The sequence below is a fragment of the Priestia sp. FW507-14D1A genome (assembly GCF_058781295.1).
In genome coordinates, this window is the sequence record NZ_JBYSWQ010000003.1 from 17,938 (window position 1) to 36,853 (window position 18,916).

Annotated in this window: 15 protein-coding genes and 2 other annotated features; of the genes, 13 read left to right on the plus strand and 2 right to left on the minus strand. The window is 36.9% G+C overall.

Annotation, left to right across the window (positions count from 1 at the left end):
* The first annotated feature begins 83 nt into the window (after nucleotides 1-83).
* The 9 genes from AC3WJG_RS13650 (at nucleotide 84) to thrS (ending at nucleotide 11,432) form a co-directional block, all read left to right on the plus strand.
* On the plus strand, nucleotides 84-668 hold the full coding sequence (locus AC3WJG_RS13650; RefSeq protein ID WP_028408505.1) for an NAD(P)H-dependent oxidoreductase: 585 nt from the start codon (nucleotides 84-86) through the stop codon (nucleotides 666-668).
* A gap of 311 nt (nucleotides 669-979) precedes the next feature.
* Nucleotides 980-2,242 (plus strand): ATP-grasp domain-containing protein, encoded by a 1,263-nt coding sequence (locus AC3WJG_RS13655; protein ID WP_028408504.1) that lies wholly within the window; start codon nucleotides 980-982, stop codon nucleotides 2,240-2,242.
* Nucleotides 2,243-2,257: 15 nt separating this feature from the next.
* Entirely contained in the window at nucleotides 2,258-2,818 is a 561-nt protein-coding gene (locus AC3WJG_RS13660) for a hypothetical protein (RefSeq protein ID WP_337134315.1), read from the plus strand.
* Nucleotides 2,819-2,850: 32 nt separating this feature from the next.
* Nucleotides 2,851-3,789: a DMT family transporter gene (locus AC3WJG_RS13665; protein WP_337134316.1), complete on the plus strand. Its 939-nt coding sequence runs from the start codon at nucleotides 2,851-2,853 to the stop codon at nucleotides 3,787-3,789.
* Between the two features lie 27 nt (nucleotides 3,790-3,816).
* Nucleotides 3,817-5,052, plus strand: a complete 1,236-nt coding sequence (locus AC3WJG_RS13670; protein WP_337134317.1) for a DUF6421 family protein — start codon at nucleotides 3,817-3,819, stop codon at nucleotides 5,050-5,052.
* A 15-nt stretch (nucleotides 5,053-5,067) separates the two neighbouring features.
* A complete protein-coding gene (locus AC3WJG_RS13675; RefSeq protein WP_098249707.1) occupies nucleotides 5,068-6,354 on the plus strand; it encodes a valine--pyruvate transaminase in 1,287 nt (428 codons plus the stop codon).
* Between the two features lie 204 nt (nucleotides 6,355-6,558).
* Nucleotides 6,559-7,017: a cell wall hydrolase gene (locus tag AC3WJG_RS13680; RefSeq protein ID WP_337134318.1), complete on the plus strand. Its 459-nt coding sequence runs from the start codon at nucleotides 6,559-6,561 to the stop codon at nucleotides 7,015-7,017.
* A 506-nt stretch (nucleotides 7,018-7,523) separates the two neighbouring features.
* Nucleotides 7,524-9,266 (plus strand): sulfatase family protein, encoded by a 1,743-nt coding sequence (locus AC3WJG_RS13685; RefSeq protein ID WP_337134319.1) that lies wholly within the window; start codon nucleotides 7,524-7,526, stop codon nucleotides 9,264-9,266.
* Between the two features lie 402 nt (nucleotides 9,267-9,668).
* Nucleotides 9,669-9,894, plus strand: a binding site (T-box leader).
* A 37-nt stretch (nucleotides 9,895-9,931) separates the two neighbouring features.
* Nucleotides 9,932-10,160, plus strand: a binding site (T-box leader).
* Nucleotides 10,161-10,214: 54 nt separating this feature from the next.
* Nucleotides 10,215-11,432, plus strand: a complete 1,218-nt coding sequence (gene thrS, locus AC3WJG_RS13690; protein ID WP_337134320.1) for a threonine--tRNA ligase — start codon at nucleotides 10,215-10,217, stop codon at nucleotides 11,430-11,432.
* Between the two features lie 171 nt (nucleotides 11,433-11,603).
* Here the strand turns inward: thrS and AC3WJG_RS13695 are convergent, their stop codons facing one another.
* Nucleotides 11,604-11,810 (minus strand): hypothetical protein, encoded by a 207-nt coding sequence (locus AC3WJG_RS13695; protein WP_098790647.1) that lies wholly within the window; start codon nucleotides 11,808-11,810, stop codon nucleotides 11,604-11,606.
* A 382-nt stretch (nucleotides 11,811-12,192) separates the two neighbouring features.
* Here AC3WJG_RS13695 and AC3WJG_RS13700 point away from each other — a divergent pair, with 382 nt between their 5' ends.
* Nucleotides 12,193-13,593 (plus strand): amino acid permease, encoded by a 1,401-nt coding sequence (locus AC3WJG_RS13700; RefSeq protein WP_028408496.1) that lies wholly within the window; start codon nucleotides 12,193-12,195, stop codon nucleotides 13,591-13,593.
* 63 nt (nucleotides 13,594-13,656) lie between these two features.
* Here the strand turns inward: AC3WJG_RS13700 and AC3WJG_RS13705 are convergent, their stop codons facing one another.
* Nucleotides 13,657-14,865 carry an MFS transporter gene (locus AC3WJG_RS13705; RefSeq protein ID WP_492588315.1) on the minus strand — a complete coding sequence of 403 codons (1,209 nt, stop codon included), beginning with the start codon at nucleotides 14,863-14,865 and terminating at the stop codon, nucleotides 13,657-13,659.
* 256 nt (nucleotides 14,866-15,121) lie between these two features.
* Between AC3WJG_RS13705 and AC3WJG_RS13710 the strand changes: the two genes are divergently transcribed.
* The 3 genes from AC3WJG_RS13710 to AC3WJG_RS13720 all read left to right on the plus strand — a co-directional run bounded on the left by AC3WJG_RS13710 (nucleotide 15,122) and on the right by AC3WJG_RS13720 (nucleotide 18,639).
* A complete protein-coding gene (locus tag AC3WJG_RS13710; RefSeq protein WP_028408494.1) occupies nucleotides 15,122-15,583 on the plus strand; it encodes a MarR family winged helix-turn-helix transcriptional regulator in 462 nt (153 codons plus the stop codon).
* Nucleotides 15,580-18,249: an MMPL family transporter gene (locus AC3WJG_RS13715; protein ID WP_221840537.1), complete on the plus strand. Its 2,670-nt coding sequence runs from the start codon at nucleotides 15,580-15,582 to the stop codon at nucleotides 18,247-18,249. The genes AC3WJG_RS13710 and AC3WJG_RS13715 overlap by 4 nt, the downstream gene beginning before the upstream one ends.
* Before the next feature lie 225 nt (nucleotides 18,250-18,474).
* Nucleotides 18,475-18,639: a hypothetical protein gene (locus AC3WJG_RS13720; RefSeq protein ID WP_180229485.1), complete on the plus strand. Its 165-nt coding sequence runs from the start codon at nucleotides 18,475-18,477 to the stop codon at nucleotides 18,637-18,639.
* Nucleotides 18,640-18,916: the final 277 nt, after the last annotated feature.

The window sequence follows — 18,916 nt, forward strand, 5'->3', positions numbered from 1 at the left end:
GTGTAAAGCGATTTAAGAGGAGATGTTTAAGTGAAAATCATCTCCGTACTATAAAGATCATACACAGTATAGGAGAGATCATAATGAAAGTATTAGTAAATATATTTCACCCTAATTTAGCAGAATCTAACGTTAATAAAGCGTGGATGAAGCGATTAGAGAAGGAAGATGTCACAGTTAATAATATCTATGAGCGCTATCCAAATTGGGAAATTGATGTAGAAAAAGAACAAGAGCTTTTATTAAAGCATGACCGCATCGTTTTTCAATTTCCTTTTTACTGGTATAGTACACCTCCGTTAATGAAGAAATGGTTGGACGATGTGTTAACTTTCGGCTGGGCCTACGGTACGAATGGTACTCAACTGCACGGAAAAGAATTTGTGTTGGCAATTTCAGTGGGGGGTCCGCAAAAGTCATACAGAGCAGGAGGTTATAATAACTATACGATCAGTGAGTTAACAAAACCGCTGCAACAAACGGCTAACTTAACGGGCATGAAGTTTCTTACTCACTTTGTTCAATACAATTCGGTTGTAGCTACCGAAAAAGAGATTAGTGAAAGTGCGGAAGGCTTAGTTCAGCATATAAAGGATCCCGCATTAAACCCCGACGTTGCATTAAAAAGAATACTAAATGAGATGGCTGAAAAAGATGTAACTTTATAAATGGTTAATATCTATTTTAATAAAAAATAAAAAAAGAAAGGTTGAATCTATGTCGACCTTTCTTTTTTTTAGAAAAATTCTCATTAAATTTTTTCTAACAATATCTTTATAATCAAATAGCAAAATTCCTGCTTTTAGTTTCGCTTTAGTATTAACCCTATAAACCATTCTTTTCTTTACTTTTTACTAATATATTAAATATTCTATATATTCCTAATGTTATATAAAATTAAATTGACAAATATATGAAGCGGTCATTAGAATTTAGTCATCGAACAGTGAAGAGCTGTTTAAAAGTAGGGGGGAAGTAAATGCCGTTACAAAATAAGCATCTAGCAGTTGTGTTACAAAATACATATTTACCGTTTATTTTTGAAGAAGCAGAAGCTCTCGGAATTAACGTGACGTTTTTTTATAACCAAGAAGAAGTAGAACCTAAGCATCTTAAAAACGTACAAAATTTCATACCTATCGATTTATTTCACACCCCAGACAAAGCTCTTGAGATTATTAAAGCAGAGCATCATAAAAATCCTTTTGACGGCATTATGACATTATATGAGCCTGCATTAGAGTTTGTATCTCAGCTGACAGAAGAGTTAAACTTACCGGGCTTATCACCGTTTGTGATTAGTAACTGTCGCAACAAACAGAAGATGAGAGAGGTTTTAAAAGATAATGATCTTAACACTCCGTATTTTAAAGAGGTTGAAAATACGGAGGAATTAAAGAATCTTTCACTGCCTTATCCTGTCGTAGTAAAACCTTCTAACGGATTTTCCAGTCAAGGTGTATCACGAGCGAATAATAAAAAAGAACTAATTGACAGCGTAGAAAAAGTGAGACGTGTAAATGAAGAAGACCTAAGTAAATTCACAAAAAATAAAACGGGCATGGTAATTGAACAATTTATAGACGGACCAGAGTTTGCTATTGAGACGTTTTCTGTAGAAGGAGAAGTTTATGTACTTTCTATAGGTTATAAAGGAAATTCCAAAGGACCTTTCTTTGAAGAAGGTGTTTATATAGCTCCAGCTCAGCTAGAAGAAAACGTTTGGCAATCTATTGCACAAGAAGCAGCTAGAGCAGCAAATGCTTTAGGAATTGAGAATGGCCCGGCTCATATTGAATTACGCCTAGACCCAGCAGGAAAACCTTATGTAATTGAAATAGGAGCGCGCATTGGAGGATCTGGGATTTCTCATTATATCGTAAAGGAAAGTACAGGTATTAACTATATGGAGCTAGTTTTTTACTATGTATTAGGAGAAAAGCCTTCTGTATTAAAAAATGAAAAAAAACGAAAGAAAGTGGTGGGCAACTACATTATCCCTGTGCAAGGTCATGGGATTTTCAAAGAAATTCGAGGCTTAGAAGACGTGCGTAGAGATACTGAAGTAAAAAGGGTTATTCAATTTATAACTAAAGGGACAGACATTTTACCATATCCGCACTTTTCAGGGTACCCTGGATTTATTTTAACCACTCATGACTCTTATTCCGACTGTGAGCAGTATTACAGCTATTTAGATAACAAAGTAAAAATCGTTTATAAAAATAAAGTAAACGCATAGGGGGTATCAAAGGCTATGATAGTTGCAGAGTCGTCTAGTAAGAAAAATAAGCAGCTTCAAAAAATTAGCATTATCCATACCTTAGGGCCTGAAGGAACAAATTGTGAAAAAGCAGGCTATCTGTGGTTTGAACGCCAAAGCATACAAGGTCAGGTCTTTTTGCACCAAACGTTGGAAGAAGCTTTAGTTCATGTGAAAGAAACAGAGAGTTCTGCTCTTCTAGGCTGCGCTGTATATCCTTGCTTACATGATATTGTGTTCAAAAATTTAACTAGTTTAGAGCTAGTAGATAGCTTTATTATGCCAACGTATAACATGGTGCTTGCCTCAAAAGAAGAGGTGATAACAAACAACAACCTGTTAATTGCTTCACATCCTGCCCCTGTTAATTTAGCTCATTCCATCAGTCCTAATGTTCAGTTAGTAAATAGTAATGCTCAAGCGGCGATTGATTGCTTAGAAGGAAAGGTAGACGCATGTATTACAACAAGTAAAGCCGCTAACGAGCAGGGGTTAACAGTTGTAAAAGATTTTGGAGAAGTGCCGATGTGTTTTACGCTCCACGGAAGAAAATAGGCACAACTTAAAAAAAGAAATAAGGTGAAACAGTGATTTCTAAATTAACCCGTATTCATGTCCATCTTTTGTTTTGTCTATTAGCTGTCATCGGAGGAACGACATGGGCTTTTCAAAAGACTGGATTAAAAGATAGCTTGCCTCTATGGTCAGCAGGTATGAGGTTTTTAATTGCTAGTTTAATAATTGCCCTCTACCTCTTACTCACAAAAAAAATGGCCGTTTCAAAAGAAGTAGTAATCATTTCAGCATTAAACGGAATTTTGTATTTTGCTCTACCGTTTGGTTCTGTTTATTGGGCATCCGTCTATTTGCCAAGCGGGCTTGTTTCCGTTTTAGCTGCCAGCATTTCAGTGTTTGCTCTTTTATTTAATCGCTTATTTAAAGGAACACCAGCTACAAAAGGACAAAAGCTAGGTGTAGTTATGTGCTTAATTGGTATGAGCGTTGTATTTGGAAATCAGCTGTTTATACAGGGAAATGCGATTCAAATAGTAGCCATGATCGTCATTTTAATGGCTATGCTAGGTTCTGCTTTTATAACTGTTCAAGTTCAATCTCGCATAAAATCCTTGCCTATTATGACCTTTAATTCTTTTTCGATGCTAAGTGGAGGCGCTTGTTTACTGATCGTTAGTTTATTTGTGGAAAATGGAAATCGCACTTTCTCGGGGATTAGCCTTATCTCATTATTATACTTGGCCATTATAGGGTCGGTCGTAGGGTTTTCTATTAATATTTATTTATTAAAAAAATGGCATATATCAAAAGCAACAGCGCATTTATTTATTTCACCGGTTATCGCCTTATATGTAGGATTTGTCTTTTTAGGTGAAACATTAAACAAACAGGTCTATATAGGTACAGCGTTTGTAATAGCAGGGGTTATATTTATTAACTTGAAAAAGCAAATAGAGAAAAACACAAATAACTCTACTCTTACATCATCTAAAAATTTTTCTGCTAAGTAGCTGTTCTAAAAAAGGAGTGTTTTAATCATGTTAACAAAAAATCATACTCAAAGTTTAGTGGAGTTATTAAACGATAAAATAGTACCTGCTCTATATGAGATAAGAAAATATCAGGGCCCAAATGGAGAGGTCAAAAGAAATTACGAAAAAGCTAGAGAGCTCTTATTAAAAGTAGTTGCTGAAACTGAAACAATATATAACTCTTTAAATTTACCTGAAGTGTGGAATGCATTAAAAAATGACGTATGTGATTGGATTGAAAGAGGACTCGATCAAGCTCCTTATTTTGATCAAACTTTAATTGCTTATAGCCCGCCTGCAAACGGGGAGGCGACGTTCTTTTTAGGACCGATTGTAACGCCTAATGGCCCTACAAAAAGAGGCTTTTATTTAGAAGCCTTTATCGCTGTTCGCGATGAACCTGAAATCATGAAATCCATCGAAGCAGACCTTCCTCATCCTAAAAATGGATGTGAATCTTTAAAGCTGTTGGCTGGTACTCAAGGATTTATGGAAGGGAAGTGTATTGTGTTTTTCCCTGAGAATGTAAAAACAAAAGAAAAGGTAACAAGTCAAAACTTCGCGATATTTTTCTTTAATAAATTTCACAGCATATACAATGAGGATACATTAAAAAGAGCGTCTTCTATCTTTCCTGATTTCAACTTTAAATCTCATACTATGAATAGAGAAGACACTTATCAGGCAAGGGTAATCTGGGGATATTTGCATGATTATTACCATCACTGCGGAAATAAACCTTTTGACCAACATATACAGGCGAAAATGAATTTTTTTGCAGGCATACTAGAAGAAGTTAAAGTAGATTGCCAGACGGTGCTGACTCTTCATAAAAAAAAATATCCTTTTTGGGAAGAGATAACGGAATTTGTTCTCTTTGAACGACTTTTAAGATACCCTAGTCAGCATAATGCACCTCGAAACTTTGATTCTGGAACAGGTTTTTTTCTTTTTAGCTGGCTAGTTGCAAACGGGCGTTCAATATCCCGAAAAGGAGACCATGCTTACTTAGATTTACACATATGCTTAAAAGAACTGGATCTTTTAGTAAAAGAAATTGAAGAACTTGAAACGATTCAAAGTGACCTTGACTATAAAGAAGAAGCTGAACATTATGTTCGAAAATACTTATTACCTAGTGAGAACGATGATAAATTTATTATCCCGGACAATTACTTTATTAATCAGCAAAATAAAAAGATTGAAGTTCCATACTTACTATTCAATGACCATAATCTTTAAGGAGAAGGTGCACTAGTGACTGCTTTGCATTTAAGTAAAATAGGAAACAAAATGACTAATAAAGTAGGCGTTCGCGCTATTATGCATGACATCCAAGAAGTGCTCAATTCCAATCTCAATCAATATATGAATTTAAGCGCTGGCAACCCCGCCATCCTCCCTCAAGTTTATGAAATGTGGGAAGAAGCTTTAAGAGATATTGTGAACGACAAACAATTAAAAAATTTGATTAGCCAATATGGTTCTAGTTACGGTACGCATGAATTAATTGATTGCATAAGAGAATACTTCTTTACGAATTATCGTATTAAACTGGACAGAGAACAAGTCTTGATCACGTCGGGAAGTCAAAATCTCTTTTTTTTAGCTTTAAATTCGTTTTGCGGTACAAGTAAAGAAGGAAGAGTAAAAAAAGCATTAATACCTATGCTGCCAGATTACGCTGGGTATAGTGGAGTCGCGCTCGAGGAAGGTGTAATAGAAGGAATTCCTCCTATCCTTTCAAAGCTTGATCGTCATACGTTTCGCTATGAATTTAACAAACAAGCATTTAAAGATAAAATAGCTCAGGACCCAGACATCGGAGCTGTTGTATTATCAAGACCTAATAACCCAAGCGGCAACATCCTTTCTGAAGAAGCCGTACAGCTTATATCCCAAGTTTGCAAGGACTATCACATTCCATTGCTAATTGATTCAGCTTACGCACCGCCTTTTCCTGCTATTAATTTTATTGAAATGGATCCAATCATACAGGATAATATCATTCACTGCATGAGTCTTTCTAAAGCCGGATTGCCTGGAGAGAGAATAGGAATTGCTATAGGAAAAAGTGAGTTCATAAAAGTAATGGAAGCATTTCAATCAAATATTTTGATTCACTCTTCTAGGTTAGGTCAGCGAATGGTGGCTAGCACCTTAAAGAGCGGGCAGTTAGCCGGAATTTCAGCTGACTATATAAGAACTCATTATAAACAAAAACATGACTATTTAAAAAATCTTTTAACTACACGTATGCCGGATAATATTCCTTGGTATTTGCACAAAGCGGAAGGTTCGTTATTTGGCTGGCTTTGGTTAGAAGGTTTGCCTTTCAGTGATAGCGATCTATACAATAGATTAAAAGCAGAAAACTTGATTGTAGTACCAGGCGGCTCATTCTTTCACGGCAGCCAATCTTCTTCTCACAACCGGGAGTGCATTCGTATAAGTCTTACTGCTACAGATGAGGAGTTAAAGAAAGGAATTGATATTCTTTCTTCAGTAGTTAAGGAAATATACAGTTCAAACTTTATATTTTAAACAGAAAAAATAGAATTTCTTTAAGATTTAGAAGTGCAACTCATACGTAATCATAAAGGATTCTTTATAAGCTAAAGATTGTTTAAAGAAGACAATAACATCCAATTTCTTTTGGAATTGGATAATTTTTTGCAATGAAAGACTCCTATATTTCTGCTAGCATATGAACCACGTCAAGAAATAGCAAGGAGGCTTTTTATTTTTATGATAAAGAAACTAGTAATCGCTATAGCGATGCTTATCCCAAGTTTTGGTGCAGGTTACTCAGCATTTGCTGCAGCGCCCGCTCATGAACAGCACGTTCAAGTAAATAAAAATGATAAAGAATTATTAGCTCGTCTCGTATCAGCCGAAGCCAAAGGAGAGCCTTATGCAGGCAAAGTAGCCGTGGCGACAGTTGTATTAAATAGAGTCGACAGCAGCAAATTCCCGGACACTGTAAAAGGCGTTATTTATCAAAAAGGTCAGTATAGTCCGGTCAGCAACGGTCAAATTAATAACCCTGCAGACAAAGATTCAAAAAAAGCTGTAGAAGAAGCAATTAACTTCCAAGGTCAAGGAAAAGGTTCATTATTCTTCTTTAATCCTGATAAAACGGGAGATCAATGGCTGCGCCAAAAACAAGAAACAATTAAAATAGGAAATCATGTATTTGCAAAATAATAAAAAAGCTAATGGCTAGCTGCGCGCTGCTATTAGCTTTTTTAGTTATGTACATAAAATAAACAGTAGAACAACCTTTAAAATTAGAATTTTATGGTAAAATATAAAAAGTTATTTGTAATTAAAAATATGAGGTGATAACGTGAAAGAGAATATGATGTTTGCTTGGATAGCTTCATGGTTAGCTCTTGCTGGTCAGCTCGTTTTTTTATGGGAGTAGCGCTTTTTACAGGGGATTGGCGCTACATGATGTGGAGTTTTATGATAAGTATAATTGTAGGTATACCTAGTATCATTGGCACCTATAAACGAAATCAGCAGCTAAAAGCTTACAAGAAATAAGGAATATCGTATTGAAACGAGTTATGAAAGACTTAGAGAAATCCTCCAAGTCTTTTTTTGTTTGGGTATAAAAAGATATGAACCGTACTCCGTTCTTCTAAAAAAAGTGCTTTTTACATAGTTTATCAATACAGAAAATTTGATAAACATGCGGAGGAGTAAACATGCAGAAACAGCCTAATTTTTTGTTGATTATCGTGGACGAGGAGCGGTTTCCACCCTTATATGAAAGTAAAGAACTAAAAAAGTGGCGAAAAAAACATTTAAAAGCACATGAATTTTTAAAACAGCATGGAATGGAATTTACCCGTCACTACGTCGGCTCTACAGCTTGTTCACCAAGTCGAGCTACATTGTTTACAGGGCAGTATCCTTCCTTGCATGGAGTTACGCAAACGCAAGGTATCGCAAAGAAGTCACAAGATCCTGATATGTTTTGGCTGCAGCCTAATACCGTCCCGACGATGGGAGATTATTTTAAGCAGGCTGGGTATCAAACCTTTTATAAAGGAAAATGGCACATTTCCGATGAGAACATCTTAATTCCAGGAACACATAATGTTTTTTCCAGCTACCAGATGCAAACAGGAATACCGGATCCGGAAAAAGAATGCCTCTATCAACGCGCTAATAAGCTTGAAAAGTTTGGTTTTTCAGGGTGGATTGGTCCAGAACCGGAAGGGAGAAACCCGCACAATTCTGGTTCATCTGCGGCCGTTGGAGTGAGCGGACGAGACGAAATATATGCAGAGGAAATCATAGAGCTTTTTCAACGATTAGAACATCAAGCGACTGAGCAGCCTTGGCTCATGGTAGCTTCGTTTGTGAACCCGCATGACATTGCGCTGTTTGGAGCGATTACCAAACACCTTCCTATGTTTCAGTTTTCTATTGATGAGACGATTCCGAACATCGATCCGCCGCCTACCATTAGAGAATCTTTACAAACAAAGCCTAGTGCTCAAAGCAGCTATAAATACATCTATCCAAAAGCGCTGCAGCCAACGCCAAATTCTAGCTTCTACCGGCGCTTGTATTATCAGCTGCAAAAAAATGTTGATACACAAATTTTAAAAATTCTTCGGACCATGGAACAATCTTCGTTCTATGAAAATACAATTATTATTTTTACGTCTGATCACGGTGATTTGCTCGGAGCTCACGGGGGACTACATCAAAAATGGTACAACATGTATGAAGAATCTATTCACGTTCCGCTTCTCATTCACAACAAATGTTTGTTTACCAATTATCAACGTACAGACCTGATGACTAGTCACGTTGACTTGATCCCGACAATGCTTAGTTTAGCTAATATCGATGCTTCCGCTGTTCAAAAGCAATTACAAAAAAGTCATACGGAAGTACATCCATTTGTTGGGCGAGACCTGTCAGGTATACTTCGAGGAGAATCGTCTCTTGAGCAAGAGCAAACACCGATTTTCTTCATGACGGATGATGACCCGACAAAAGGACTTCACCAAACAAATTTTTTAGGAGAAAGCTACCCGTCAGTTGTTCAGCCTAATCACATTCAAGCGGTCATTGTCGAGTTTTCGTCAGCGGCAGGAAAGGAAATTTGGAAATACGCTCGCTATCATGATAATCCGCAATTTTGGTCAGCAGCTGACGAAAAAGATGAATTCATTCACGGAGAGCAATATGAAGATTACCCTGTAAGTTTTACTACCCTTAAAACAACCCGTGTTCCTGATCAAATTGAAATGTACAATTTGACCAAGGATCCGTTAGAAACAGTAAATCTGGCTCACCCGTATTTTTCGACAAATGAAACAAGGAAAATTCAGCGGCAGCTTGATGTTATTCTTAAAGAACAAGTTAGGAAAAAACGGATTTTTCCGCAAAGTGGAAGCATGCATAATGAGCTTTTGTCTAAAGATAGATAAAAAATAGTTTCTATGGATTCAAGTTAAATATTTGTGTGAGCAGAAAAAGGTGTATTTAATATTTTAGTATATAAATTAAAAACTTGATGATACTTGTGTTAGGTTACTTGTTCTGGTTTGGGGTAGTATTGGTTTCACTTCATTAATTCTGCTTAGATAAAACAAATAAGGACTTATAGCATCTTTCTTTTTCGCCTTTATTGCTGTGAAAATAGAGGTAAAAATAAGAATGGAATGTAGTCGTTAATAGTATAATAAAAAACTTTTTCAGTCCGTGTATTCTTAAGTAACTTTTCAAAAATTCAAGCATAAAGTAATTCTATACCATTTGAAAAATAAAAATTACTTCTTGACTTTTGTTAAATTTATACACTATAATCGCTTTTAACAACTAATAAACAGTATTTGGCAATGAAAAGGACACGAATTAGATGCTGTTTTCTTCGCAGAGAATAGGGCCACTGGCTGAGAGCCCTTAAGAAATCATCTAATTTACCACCTTAGAGCTATTGCAGGGAACGTGCATAACTGAAACTGCAATCGGTAAAACCGTTATCTTTTTAAGCGTAAAATACGTATGGGTATTTTACGGAATTAGGGTGGTACCACGGCCGCATTCGTCCCTTCACTAGGGATGAGTGCGGTTTTTTTGTAGAAAAAAGAATATACAAGCAATGAAAAGGACATGAATCATTTTTGAATTTTCTTTACAGAGAGTAGGGTCACTGGCTGAGAACCCTTAGAAAACGAAATGAATTTACCACCTTGGAGCTGCGGCGGGGAATGTGTATACACTGAAACCGCACCCGGTAAAACCGTTATCTTTTTAAGCGTAAAATACGTATAAGTATTTTACGAAATTAGGGTGGTACCACGGCCGCATTCGTCCCTTTACTAGGGATGAATGCGGTTTTTTTTGTTGAATAAAAACATATTGGAGGAATGAACATGTCAAAACAAATGGAAGCAGAAAAGCGAAATCATCAAAAGTTAGGTCAAGAACTGGAGCTGTTTATGTCAATGGAAGAAGCTCCTGGTATGCCGTTTTTCTTAACTAACGGAATGATTGTTCGAAATGAGTTAGAAAATTACTGGAAACAAAAGCATTATAAAGCAGGCTATCAAGAAATAAAAACACCCATCATGATGAAACAGGAGCTCTGGGAACAATCAGGGCACTGGGAGCACTATCATGAGAATATATATTTTTCAAATGTTGACAAACAAAACTATGCGATTAAACCGATGAATTGTCCGGGAGCCATTTTATTGTTTAACAGCAAGCGAAGAAGCTACCGAGAACTTCCGATTCGATACGCAGAGCTTGGATTAGTTCATCGTCACGAGCTTTCTGGGTCTTTAAACGGCTTGCTAAGAGTCCGTTCATTCACACAGGACGACGCTCATTTATTCGTAAAGCTCAGTCAGATCCAAGCTGAAATTAGCCGCATTCTAGCGTTTATCCATGACTTTTACTCACATTTTGGCTTCGATTACAAAGTGGAGCTATCCACACGACCTGAAAAATTCATGGGAGATATTGAAACATGGAACCAAGCAGAAAAGGCGCTTCAATCTGTGTTAAGTGAAAAAGGCTTAGACTATCAGGTAAATGAAGGAGACGGAGCTTTTTATGGGCCGAAAATCGATTTTCATATTTTAGATTCCTTAGGTCGCAGCTGGCAGTGCGGAACAGTTCAGCTTGATTTCTTAATGCCGGAGAAGTTTGACTGTATGTATATTGGAGAAGACAATAAACCGCATCGTCCCGTAATGATTCACCGCGCTATATACGGTTCCGTTGAACGATTTATGGCCATCTTGATTGAACATTACGAAGGTCAATTTCCTCTTTGGCTGGCTCCTGTTCAATTTAAGCTTTTGCCTATTGCACCGCCGCACGTGGAATATGCATATAAAGTGAAACACGAGTTGGAGTTAAAAGGGTATCGTGTTGAAGTAGATGATCGCATTGAAAAAACAGGGCTGAAAATTCGAGAAGCAGAAATGCTAAAAGTTCCTTATATGGCTGTGATAGGAGATAAAGAAGTGGAAAATGAATCGCTTGCTATGCGAAAGCACGGGAAGAAAAATATAGGAACAGTAAGTGTGGAAGAGGCAGCTGTACACTTGAATAAAGAAAAGAATTCAAACAGAGTGTATTGAAGCTATTTACCTTACTAAATAGAAAAATCCGATTTTTTAAGTCGGATAGTGATTCCCTTCATTTTGTCTCACACCAAAATGAAGGGAATATTGAACTAGAAGGGTATAAGATAATATATATCAGCAGTATAACTTTTGCCTTAGACAAACGCCGGTATTTTATAAAAAAATTTATCTTATTCCATTCGAATCGTTTGTACGGGATGAAGCTGAATCCTCACCTGATGGTTTGTTCATGTTTTGCTGCTCTCGCTTCTTTTTAGAAGGAGAGTAAAAAAGAAATTTAAACATAAAGTATACTCCTAATGCTAGTAAAATACAGCCAATAAGTAAGTTAATCATCTTTCTCCGCCCTTCATACACTTCAGTTTTCATCATTATAACACCCGGTAAGATAAAACATTCATCGTTCTGTAAATAATCTCTATGTCAGGAATTTATATCTGAAGATAGTTAGTAAAAAAATATCTAAAAATATCTAAAAAAAATTTTTAGAATATTATTTTTATTCAAACTTATTATACGTACGCACAATGATAATCTCTTTATTTAGTTTATAAATCCAAAACAGAGCAATACTAAGAAATCGCTTACAAAAACTCTTGAAATATATATAATGATATTAGTATACTAATAGACAAGTTAGTAATTATTTCTATATAATTACTTCTGTATCTGAAGTGAAAACGCGCAGCCCAATGGGAAAAGAAGTTATTTTCAAGTTTTAATGGATGAGTGGCAACAGAGAGGAGAGAGTGCAATGGGAAAACTATTTAAAAAGAAGTCAATCGAGCAATTATTAGAACAAAGTCAAAACAAATCTCTAGTCAAAACATTAGGAGCATTCGATTTGACTCTTCTTGGTATTGGAGCCGTAATCGGAACGGGGGTTTTGGTATTAACAGGCTTAGTAGCTGCTAACGATGCTGGACCAGCCGTTATTTTTTCTTTTATATTGGCTTCTATTGTATGCGGTTTTGCAGCGCTGTGCTATGCAGAATTTGCTTCAACTATACCTGTATCTGGTAGCGTTTACACCTATACATATGCAACCATCGGCGAAGTGGTAGCACACTTAATGGGCTGGACGTTGCTTTCGGTCTACTTGTTAACAATGTCAGCAGTAGCAAACGGCTGGTCTTCTTATTTTAACAACTTTTTAGAAGGATTTGGTTTTTCACTGCCAAAAGAATTGATTACAATCCCTGCAAATGGAGGTCTAGTAAACCTTCCTGCTATTTGTATTACGCTTCTTATTACATGGCTGCTTTCAAGAGGAACAAAAGAAAGTAAAAAAGTGAACAACTTTATGGTGCTTGTTAAATTGTTTATTATCCTTCTTTTTATTATTGTAGGAGCTTTTTATGTAAAACCGTCTAATTGGACACCTTTTATGCCTTATGGAATTGAAGGTGTTGTGACAGGGGGTGCGGCCGTATTTTTTGCTTTCTTAGGTTTTGATGCCTTATCTACATCAGCAGAAGAAGTAAAGAATCCGCAGCGTAATTTGCCCATTGGAATTATTAGTTCACTCGTGATCTGCACGATTATTTATGTAGCAGTATGCCTTGTTATGACAGGGGTTGTTTCTTATAAGGAACTGAACGTTCCAGAAGCAATGGCCTATGTTCTTCATTCAGTAGGACAAAATGCAGTGGCAGGAATTATTGCTGCAGGAGCTGTCATTGGAATCATGGCTGTTATTTTCGCCTACATTTATGCAGCAACACGCATTTTATTCTCAATGAGCCGCGACGGCTTGCTGCCAAAAGCATTTGCTAAAACAAATGAGAAAACAGGAGTTCCGACTCTTTCCACTTGGCTAGTAGGGATTATCGGAGCGTTAATTTCAGGGTTTATTGATCTAAAAGAACTTGCGAATTTAGCAAATATCGGTGCTCTTTTAACTTTCGGCATGGTGGGCGTCAGCATTATCATCTTACGTAAAACGCATCCAACTTTAAAACGCGGATTTACAATGCCGTTTGTCCCGATTTTACCAATTTTATCTGTATTATCTTGTTTATTTTTAATGATTAATCTTCCTAAAACAACATGGCTGTATTTTAGCATATGGATTGTGCTTGGTATATTTGTGTATATAGGTTATTCTCGTAAACACAGTCGATTAACAAGTAAAGAAATGAAAAAAGCGAGCTAGCAAAAAAAGAGCCTTTCATCCAAGAAAGGCTCTTTTTTTGCTTTTTGTTCAGTTGTTAGACAGTCAGGACGATTGTTCACTATGTTTTTTGCGTGTTTCCACAATAAAAAGACAAGTGCTAATAACAAAAGCCGTTCCTATAAAAATGGCGCCAACCCAAGGAAGTGAAGTAAGTCCCATATGGTTAATAATTACGCCTCCGAAAAAGGCGCCAAAAGCATTTCCTAAGTTAGCAAATGAGTGATTCGAAGTAGAAGCTAAAGCAGGTGCTTCCTGTGCTAAGTTCATAATTTTCACTTGAATACCAGGCATTACAGCAAATGCTGCTGCTCCCCAGAAAAACAGCGTGATAATAGCTGCTGTTGGGCTTTTAACGGTAAACGTAAAAATAGTCAGCACAATACAAAGAAAAGCAAATATACCTACAACCGAAGGCATTAACTTCCAGTCTGCTAGCTTCCCTCCAACAACATTTCCGAGCGTAACGCCGCATCCATATAATACAAGTATCCACGTAACACTATGTTCACTTACTCCTGTAACGTCTTCAAGAAGCGGTGTAATGTACGTAAATACAGTAAATAAACTGCCGCATCCTATCGCGCTTAAAAGAAGCATCACAAGAAGTTTTGGTTGAGTAAAAGCAGCAAACTGCTGTTTTAGACCCGTTAATTTGTCTTGACCAAGCTTTGGGATAAACAGAATAATACCGATAAATGCAATAATCCCCATGATCGTAATAGCCCCAAACGAAGCTCTCCAGCCTAAGTGTTGGCCAATGAATGTTCCCACAGGAACGCCAATGATATTTGCAATGGTTAAACCTGCCATCATCGTTGCGACAGCACTTGCACGTTTATGAGGTTTTACGAGCCGTGAAGCAATAACAGCGCCTACTCCAAAGAAAGTACCGTGACATAATGCCGTAACTAAACGAGCTCCCATTAAAATTCCATAGCTGGGTGCAATAATAGCAATTGCATTTCCGAGAATAAATAAAAGCATAAGTAAACAAAGCAGAAGCTTTTGAGGAAGTCGATGAGTAAAAATGGTTAAAATTGGCGCGCCGATTGCTACTCCTAAAGCATAGCTTGTAATTAGCTGTCCAGCAGTCGAAATGCTAACATGAAGGTCTTCCGCAACGTTAGGCAGTATCCCCATAATAACAAATTCCGTCATTCCAATAGCAAAAGCTCCAAGAGTCAATGAGATGAGAGCAATTGGAAAGGAATCTTTCTTACTGACCTGCTTATTAGCATGCATTGTATTCATGTGTGATCACCCTTTCTGTGTATAAAATTTATATCTCCTTGAAAAGAAGTCAATTACTAATAATACTTAAGTGAGGGGGCTTTGACAACCAAAAAAGCTGATGTAAGCGGTATCTTTCGAGATTTCTATTTATCTTTATCATATATGAAGACAGTCAGACATAAATTTATTGACAGAATAAAGTTTAGTCCTATAAACTATTTTTAAAGTCGAATAGTTTATACCTATAAACTAAATGAGCAAAGGAGGGAAAGAAGTGACAAAAAGCAAGTTATATCAAGCTGTAGAACTTTTTGAAGAAGTGCTGTTTGTAGGAACAGAAGTAATTCATAGAGAGCTCAGCCATAACCTCTTTGAACATGTCTCTAGGCAGCAGTTTGATTTGTTAAATAGTTTAATGATTAAAGGTCCATCTTCACCTGGCAGTCTTGCTGTCTTGCAAGGTGTTCATAAAAGTGCTATTTCGAATCGAATCAAAAAGCTGCTCGAAAAAGGGCTTGTGGAGTGGGACACTAATGAACTAGAGAGCGATAAACGTTCTAAGCTTATTAAGATTACGGCTGAAGGAGAAAAAGTAATAAATGACGGAAATGCCGCGTGTTTTAGTATCATTGAAAATTTGTTTGATGATGTAGAAGAAGAAAAAATAGATACATTTATCGAAATTCTTACAATGGCAAAAGAAAAGTTAACTACAAAAGGGGAAAGCAAAGAATGAAATTTATCGTAAAATTTAAGTGGGTGATTGCTGCCTTTATTTTAGCTTTAACAGTTATATTGATGCTAACGTCACCAAATTTAACAAAGCTCGCAAGTGAAAAAGGACAGTCTCAGCTTCCCGACGATGCCGTTTCATCCAGAGCCAGCCAAATTCTAAAAAATGCTGGAGAAGACAGTAATACCATCAGCATGGTTATCAAGTTAGATAACGCATTAGATAAAGATAGTGAGAAACAAATACAGAAAATCATTGATAAGACAGAGAAAATTAAAGGTGTAAAAGATGTCACAACGCCTTTAACAGATGATCAAGATGTTCGTAATCAATTAATGTCTAAAGACAAAAAAACCGTTTTAGTTCCGGTTACTGTCAGTGGATCGGATGAAAAAGTTGAAAAAATAGCAAATCAGATTTATGATAGCGTGCCAAAAGACACTACGGCATATGTAACGGGTGCATCTCTTATTAATCAGGATTTTGCACATAGTTCAGAAGAAGGGTTAAAGAAAACTGAGTTTATTACTATCTTTTTGATTTTAGGTTTGCTTTTACTCGTTTTCCGTTCAGTCGTGACGCCGTTTATTCCTATTTTAATTGTGGGAATCACATACTTAATCAGTCAATCGTTACTAGGGATTTTAGTTAAAAATGTCGATTTTCCAATCTCAACGTTCACGCAAACGTTCTTAGTAGCTATTTTGTTTGGAATTGGTACGGATTACTGCATCCTTTTACTTAATCGTTTCCGTGAAGAATTGGCAAACGGACATGATAAAGTAGAGGCCACGATCACGGCTTATCGTACAGCAGGAAGAACGTTATTTATCAGTGGAATTGCTGTATTTATTGGGTTTGCAGCCATTGGATTTGCCAAGTTTGCCATTTTCCAGTCGGCTGTCGGAGTAGCAGTGGGGGTAGGTGTACTGCTAGTCATTTTATTTACTCTGCTTCCACTTTTTATGGTTACGCTTGGAGAAAAATTATTTTGGCCGTCTAAAAAAGTGGCTTCTCATAGCGATAATAAGCTGTGGGGCTTTTTAGGGAAAAAGGCAGTGGCGCGACCGTTCGTGTTTTTAGTCATTACAGCGATTATTACCGTGCCTTTTATTGTAACGTACGACTCAAAAGTATCGTTTGATTCTACTGCTGAAATAAGCAGTGATTATAAATCTATAAAAGGACTAAACGCTATCAGTGATGCACTCGGAGAAGGAAAAGCGTTTCCTGTCAATGTTATTATTAAAGGAGATAAAGAGTTAACAAAGGCAGATGTTATTCCTTATTTAGGAAATATAAGCAAAGCAATTGAAAAAGTGGATCACGTAGATTCTGTTATGACTATCACACAGCCTACCGGAGAAAAGATTGATGATTTATACGTTAATTCACAGCTAGGCTCCGTATCAGACGGAATCAAAGATGCTGTTAAAGGAATCGGAGATGTAGAAAAAGGATTAAGTGATGTTGAAAAAGGGCTAAATCAAATAGCTGACCAAACGGGTTCTGCTTCTAAAGAGAAATCTGGAGGGTCACTTGCACCTGCTGCAGACGGATTAGCTCAAATTAATCAACAGCTGCAGCTTGTCAGCACTCAGCTCTCTACAACAGGAACTGTGCAGCAAGCGGTTCCGCAGCTTGTTGCAATCAGTAAACAGCTTACTACCATTCAAACCGGTCTCCAACAAGCAAATGAGAATCTTTCAGCTCAGCAAGGTCAAGTTGGAACGTTATCAGACAGTATCAATCAGTTAGCAAAAGGAGTTAAAAGTGCGAATGACGGACTGACGAAGATCTCAGATGGCTTAACAAAAGCAACAGATATGCTTGATAACATGAGTGACAGCTCAACAGTTAGAGATACTAGTATTTACCTTCCAGCAGAAGTGATGAAAGATAAAGGGTTTAAACAATCCATCGATAACTATTCTTTTGCAGATGGAAAAGGAGTTAAGCTCAGTGTAGTGCTCGATCAAAATCCATATTCTGAAGAAGCCATTTCAACCGTAAAAAATATTGAAAAAGCGGTGGCAAGCGAAGTCGTTGATACGCCGTTTGAGCATACAGAAATTGTGTACGGAGGGGTATCGAGCTCAAATGCGGATTTAAAAGATTTATCTACAACCGATCTTTCACGCACAATGGTTATTATGATGATTGGGCTGTTTATTGTGCTGACCATTTTATTCCGTTCAATGATCATGCCTGTATACATGATTGCTTCACTGCTGCTTACCTATTATACAGCAATGGGAATCTCAGAGCTTCTATTCGTGGACATAATGGGTAATGATGGAATCAGCTGGGCCGTGCCATTTTTTAGTTTTGTTATTTTAGTTGCCCTTGGAATTGACTATTCTATTTTCTTGTTAGACCGTTTTAACGAAGAAGTAAAAAGCGGTGTCGCAGAAGGAATGGTTACGTCTATGAGTAAGATGGGATCGGTTATTATTACTGCTGCTATTATCTTAGCTGGAACGTTTGGGGCTATGATCCCATCGGGTGTATTAACACTTGTTCATGTAGCAACGGTTGTTATTATTGGTCTTTTACTTTATGGTCTTGTTATTCTTCCGCTTCTTATGCCAGCGATTGTCGTAACGCTTGGAGAAGGAAACTGGTGGCCGTTTCTTCGAAAAAAAGAAAAGTACAAAGTAGAAGAATAACTTGTATACGCTAGGTCGAAAATTAGATATGTCTTAGGAAGAGTACTATTGACACAGTATATAGGATAAAACTGAAGGATAGAAAGAGCGTCATCGGGCTGCTCTTTCTATCTTTTTTTGTGCTACAAAAAAACAATGTTCAGGAGTGGCCATAAACACGCCCAGTCGAATAAAAGACCTCTCATCAGGGAAACCTATAGTCAAAAACATGAGGGAGGTTTTTTTATGAAATTTGTAAATTTCTTAGCTAATCAGCGAGACAAACGACGGGAACAAATGCGCGAAGCAGAAACATGTCCAGATTGCTTAGGGAAACGATTCCACCATATTGGACTTTATTTTGTGCATGTTTATGAGTGTCCAAGCTGTCAAGGCAAAGAAGATATGTAATAAAATCTTCAGAAATAAGGCAAAGGCAGTCTCTATGCAGATTATGATGTGAAACCTTCTTAATTTTAGAGAAGGTTTTTATTTTTTTGAAGGTGAACAGTTGCTTGTATGTTTTGTGTTAGCAACCTTTACATATTTATTTTCTGTCTAACTAGATTCGATTAGTATAGTCATTAAGTTACTTTAATGTCTCAAGTTAACAATTTAAATAAAAAGGAGGAAAGAATTAAGGATTAAGGAAAAAGAGACGCGTAACTTGCAATCATGTATCTCAAAC